Annotated in this window: 5 protein-coding genes and 3 pseudogenes; 4 read left to right on the top strand and 4 right to left on the bottom strand. The window is 64.8% G+C overall.

The genetic code is table 11. From position 1 onward, the window contains the following. Positions 1 to 113: 113 nt before the first annotated feature. Positions 114 to 764: a TetR/AcrR family transcriptional regulator C-terminal domain-containing protein gene (locus tag A5698_RS18005; protein WP_231967444.1), complete on the bottom strand. Its 651-nt coding sequence runs from the start codon at positions 762 to 764 to the stop codon at positions 114 to 116. A gap of 197 nt (positions 765 to 961) precedes the next feature. Here A5698_RS18005 and A5698_RS29520 point away from each other — a divergent pair, with 197 nt between their 5' ends. Further along, entirely contained in the window at positions 962 to 1,099 is a 138-nt protein-coding gene (locus A5698_RS29520; RefSeq protein WP_231967443.1) for an FCD domain-containing protein, read from the top strand. A gap of 321 nt (positions 1,100 to 1,420) precedes the next feature. Here A5698_RS29520 and A5698_RS18000 read toward each other — a convergent pair. Beyond that, positions 1,421 to 2,567: pseudogene (locus A5698_RS18000) on the bottom strand (acyl-CoA dehydrogenase family protein). Between the two features lie 100 nt (positions 2,568 to 2,667). On the opposite strand from A5698_RS18000, the gene A5698_RS29515 reads away from it, so the two are divergent. From A5698_RS29515 to A5698_RS28095, 3 genes and pseudogenes are all read left to right on the top strand, one after another. Beyond that, positions 2,668 to 2,874 (top strand): hypothetical protein, encoded by a 207-nt coding sequence (locus tag A5698_RS29515; protein WP_068299677.1) that lies wholly within the window; start codon positions 2,668 to 2,670, stop codon positions 2,872 to 2,874. Next, entirely contained in the window at positions 2,868 to 3,074 is a 207-nt protein-coding gene (locus tag A5698_RS29510; RefSeq protein WP_068299674.1) for a thiolase C-terminal domain-containing protein, read from the top strand. The genes A5698_RS29515 and A5698_RS29510 overlap by 7 nt, the downstream gene beginning before the upstream one ends. A gap of 142 nt (positions 3,075 to 3,216) precedes the next feature. After that, positions 3,217 to 3,678 (top strand): annotated as a pseudogene (locus tag A5698_RS28095) (AMP-binding enzyme); the annotation flags it as partial. Between the two features lie 8 nt (positions 3,679 to 3,686). On the opposite strand, the gene A5698_RS17985 reads toward A5698_RS28095, so the two are convergent. Further along, positions 3,687 to 4,889 (bottom strand): cytochrome P450, encoded by a 1,203-nt coding sequence (locus A5698_RS17985; protein ID WP_156670806.1) that lies wholly within the window; start codon positions 4,887 to 4,889, stop codon positions 3,687 to 3,689. Continuing rightward, a pseudogene (locus A5698_RS29080) lies at positions 4,886 to 5,071 on the bottom strand (hypothetical protein); the annotation flags it as partial. The pseudogene A5698_RS29080 and the gene A5698_RS17985, both read right to left, overlap by 4 nt.

The raw sequence follows: 5,071 nt of genomic DNA, 5'->3' as shown, positions 1-5,071 counted from the left end.
CCTCGGCCTACGGCGCCTCGACCGAAGTCACGATGTTCGTCTGCGAGCGCATGGCGCACGTGCACAACTTCGCGGCCACCCGGAAGAAACTGTGGGACAGGCTGACTGCGTGGTCAGCGACGCCGGCGTGAACGCTTCGCCGCAAGCTGCGCCTGCAGTCCCGCGATGATCGTGTCCACACCGTAGTTGAAGAAATCGCGGCCGCGGATTTTGGACAGATGCGGTACGAGCCGTTCCAACGTGTCCTCCAGGTCGCCCGGTTGCATAGTTGCCGGGTCCGGTTTGTCGACCTCGACCGCCTGATAGCGGCCGAACAGGTAGGTGTGGATCATCGCGTAGGACAAGAACACATCCGGTCCTTCGAACCCCGCGCTCAGCAAAATCTCGATGATCCCGTTCATCAAGCGCCGGTCGGTGTTCTGCATCCGCTCGAGGATCACCGACGCGATACCAGGGTGATCGTGCAGTCGCGCGTCGATACCCGTGACTACCTCGCGCAGCCGGTCCTCCCAGGGACCCGAATCCGACTCGGGCAGTTTGACTTCCGACAGCAGCTTCCGGGTGACCAGGTCGAGCAGCTCCCGCTTGTCGTTGACGTACCAGTACGGGGCCATCGCCGAGCGGCCGAGTTCACGCGACAGCCGACGCATGGACAGCGCGTCGAGACCCTCGGCGCGGATGATGTTCAACGCCGCGTCGACGATCTGTTCCTCGGTCAGCGTCGGTGGCTTACCCTGCTTGGCGGTATCCGACGCTGAGTCCACGGCGGCCTGCTTCGGCGCGATCGGCCACTCCGTCCTCTCGGTATACGACTCGATCATGCTAGAGGACCGCGACGAAAGTCGGACGGTCTTATATCCCGAGCCGTCGAGCAACCGCTCGTGGTACACCACCGGTCCAGTTGGATCGCCCGCTCATCGACGCGGCCCCGAGCCGGCATCTGAGCGCTACCAGGCCCTCTGTGCGCGGCCCAGCCTTCGCGGCCGGCGCGCGCACCCATCGCCGCATCGTCGATGTGATCGAACGCAGGGACGCCGAAGCCGCCGAGACGTTGTGGCGGAGACACATCCGGGAGACCGCCGCCCGAATCCGGGCGTGATCAGCACGAACTGCATTAAGTTGTATCATCTACCGATATGGTGCGACGCACCACCGCGGTGACCGTCCCGAAAGGCCAGTGCTCTGTCCCGGCCGACCTGCGCCGCCGCATCGTGACCGGTGAACTGGGCCGGGCGAATAGCTACCCAGCGAGACGCCGCTGACGGCGGAGTTCGGGGTGACGCCGGAAGCTGGTCAAGCTGCTTGAGAACCGCGATAGCACTGCCGCACAACGTCATTGGCGCCGCCACCGGGGGGCGGTGCAGGAGTTCATGGTCGACCAGTCCGACACCGCGCTGGTCGAGGTGCCGAGCTGACTCGGCTAATAGCCCATACCCTTGCCGACGATGTCGAGCATTATCTCGTTGGTGCCCCCGTAAATGCGTTGCACCCGGGCGTCGCGCCAGATCCGCGCGATCTCGTACTCATTGATGTAGCCGTAGCCGCCATGCAGCTGTAGGCATCGGTCGACGATCGGCCATTGGGTCTCGGTGCACCACCATTTGGCGCCGGCGGCCTCGTCGGCGGTCAGCTCGCCGCGGTTCACGGCCATAATGCACTTGTCGACGTAGGTCTGCATGATGTCCAGCTCGGTCTGTCTGGGCGATCGCGTGCCGGTTCACCTGGAAGGTGCCGATGGGCTGGCCGAATGCCTTGCGATCGTGGGCATACTGCAGCGTGAGGTCAAGCGCCCGGCGGGCCGATGCCGCCGCGTGGATCGCGATCCCGAGGCGCTCGGCGGGCAGATTGCGCATCAGATGATAGAAGCCGCGGTTCTCTTCGCCGATGAGGTTGTCGATGGGCACCCGCACGTCCTCGAAGATGAGTTCGGCGGTATCGGCGGACCGCTGACCGATCTTGTCCAGTTTGCGTCCGCGCGTGAAGCCGGGGGTTCCCGATTCGACGGCGATCAGGCTCAGCCCCTTGTGCGGTTTGTCGGCGTCAGGGTCGGTACGGCACGCGACGACGACGAGATCGGCCAGGATGCCGTTGGAGATGAACGTTTTCGCGCCGTTGATGACGTAATCGCCGCCCTCGCGTCGCGCCGAGGTCTTGATGTTCGCCAGATCGGAGCCCGCGCCGGGTTCGGACATCGCGATGGCCGTGATCAGCTCACCGGACACGTATCCGGGTAGCCAGCGCTTCTTCTGCTCCTCGGTGGTCAGCTCGGTGAAATAACCGGCCAGAATGTCGTTCTGCACGCCCAACCCCAGGCCGACGCTGCCGGTGAGCCAGAACTCCTCGTTGACGATCGCGTTGTAGCGGAAGTCCTTGATACCCATGCCGCCGTACTCCTCGGGCATCTCCCAGCCGAGAAGGCCGAGCTTGCCGGCCTCCAGCCACGGTCCGCGGTCGGTGTAGCCGCGCTGCTCCCACTCGTCGACGTGGGGCACGCACGTCGTTTCGAAGAAAGATCGTGCGGTCGCTCGGAACTCGTCGTGTTCGGGTTCGAAGATGTCTCGTTTCACATGGATCTCCGGGTAGCTCGGACGCAATATTAAGTTATAAATTTAACTGATTATCGTACAAATGCCCACAGGCGTGGAGAAGGGGACGAACCGATGAGAGATGCGGCCTGCACCACCAGGCCAGCACGTCTTCGTCGACGCGCTGAAAGCCAAGGGCGACTTATGGTCCGACGACATCGACGTCTACTTTCCCTATGACGGGTTCACCCCGGTCACCGTGAACCGGATCGACAACGCGGGCCGGTACAAACCGGGGAGGCCGGCGCGCTCCTACGCCAGCATTGGGACGACGCCCAGCGCGTGCTGATCGACGGCCGGATACCGATCAACCCGCACGGCGGCTCACTGGGAGAGGGCGCCACCCAGGGATCCGGCCACATCCGCGAGGCCGTGCACCAACTTCAGGGCGCCGCCGGTGACCGGGAGGTGCCCGACGCACGCCGGGCGCTGATCACCGCGGGCGGGTTCTTCTTCAACGCCCAGGGCTTGCTGCTGCACCGCCCGTGATCATGCTCGACGCATCCGCACCGCCGTCTGTTCGGCCGGTGAGCGCCCGCTGTTGCGGCATTTCGACGTCGAGCTCACCTATGCCAGGTCGACCGGCTTTCCGACTCGCTGACGGTGGCCCTGCGTGTCGGAGTACTGGTATGTGTCGGAGTACTGGTATAACGACGCGGCGATCTGCGCGGTGATCCGCGACGGCTGGCTGCTCACCGGCGATGTCGGGTACGCCGACTCCAGCGGTGGTACTACCTCGTTGACCGCAAGAAGGAGTCGACCGCAAGAAGCACATGTTCGTCGCATCAGGTTACAAGGTGTGGCCGCGCGAGGTGGAGGACGTTCTCTACACCCACGAGGCGGTCCTGGAAGCGGGTGTGGTCGGAGTGCCCGATACCTACCGCGGCGAGACTGTCAAGGCGTTCGTATCCCTGCGCGCTGGCTTCGCCGTCACCGCAGACGAGCTCATCGACTACTGCAGGTCGCGGCTGGCCGCCTACAAGTACCCCCGCAGATCGAGATCGTCGACGCGATCCCCAAGACCGCGACCGGAAAGATCCTGCGTCGTCAGCTGCGGACGGGCGACGCAGGACCATCATCGCCCGGTTCCTAAACTGCGGTCTACCAACGTAATTCGAGCGAGTTCAGCCCGAACACCTGGCCGCCGTGCTCGACCGGGTCGGCTGCGAGCGCGTAGTCGGGGATGCGGCGGTGCCACTCCTCGATCAGGATCGCCATCTCCTGACGCGCGAGGTGCGAGCCGAGGCAGCGGTGGGGCCCGCCGCCGAACGCGATATGGCGCGTGATTCCGCGATCGAGGTTCACCCGCCTGGCGTCCGGGAACATCTGGTCGTCGCGGTTGGCCATCGCCAGCGGGAATGCGGCCATGTCTCCGGCCTTGATCGGGCACCCGGCGAATTCCATGTCCTGGGTGGCCTTTCGCGCGGTCTGCACGATCGGGTACGCGCGCACCAGCTCCTCGACCGTTCGGGGGATGATGTCGGGCTCGGATACGATCCGCGCTCGGTCCTGCGGGTGGGTGGCCAGATGCAGCATGGTGTATGAGGACTGGCTGGCGACGGTGTCCAGACCGGCCATGAACAGCAGCAGCATGCAGTTCAACAGCTCGAGATCGTTGATCGGCTGGCCGTCGATCTGCCAGTCGATCGCGGTGGTCACGATGTCCTGGGCGTTCGGATCGCGTTCGGCGCGACGCTGTTCGATCAGCCCCTGAAAGAAGCCCATCACGTGCGTCATGCCCTCGAGGCGTTTCGCGTTGGCTTCTTCCCCGGTTCCCTCGGTGTGCAGGATCATGTCCTCCCACGCCAGGAAGTCCTCGAGGTGGTCGACCGGCATACCCATGATGTTGAGGAACACGATCGACGGGAACACCCGCGCCATCTGGGTGATGAACTCGCAGCCGCCTTGCGGTTTGAGCTTGTCGACCAAATCGCCGACGAGCGCGCGCTGTTCGTCGGCCATCCCCTTGACCCGGCCGGGGGCGAAGTAGTCGGCCAGCACCTTGCGCCACTTCGCGTGGTCCGGCGGGTCGATCATGACCGGGATCCACTTGTACGGCGGGTCGGGTTCGGTGGGCACGATGACGCTGCTGGACCACAACTCGGGATGCTGCAGGCCTTCGAGGATGGTGGCGTAGTCGGTGAACATCCAGTAGCCGTCGGCCTCGGTGCTGCGCACCGCGGGCCTGGCCTCATCCTGCAGCGAGTCGAGTAGCGCGAAGTTGGACAGGGCGGGCGCTGAATTACCCGCCATCAACTCGATGTTCGTGACCGGGCATCCGGAGACGGCCTTGTTGTCGGTCATGGCTTTCCTTCCTCCTGTACATGGGGGTTGTCGTCGGGCTGTGGTTGTTGGTGGTCCGCCGCGCCCCTGTTCAGGTGGCGGGCGAGATTGGTGAGGGCATCGATGGCCGTGGCGACCGCGTCCTCGGCCTCCCGCGTCAGCGACAACCGTTCTCCGGCAGCGCCTTCGGTCGCGGCCAGGGC

The sequence above is a fragment of the Mycobacterium sp. E136 genome, from assembly GCF_001666865.1.
Lineage (GTDB): Bacteria > Actinomycetota > Actinomycetes > Mycobacteriales > Mycobacteriaceae > Mycobacterium.
This window is presented reverse-complemented; position numbering and strand designations above follow the sequence as displayed.

Bases quoted from the DNA above. Each gene is read 5' to 3' on its own strand.
- A5698_RS29515 (WP_068299677.1), top strand. From the start codon at position 2,668: ATGCGGCCTGCACCACCAGGCCAGCACGTCTTCGTCGACGCGCTGAAA.
- A5698_RS17985 (WP_156670806.1), bottom strand. From the start codon at position 4,889: ATGACCGACAACAAGGCCGTCTCCGGATGCCCGGTCACGAACATCGAG.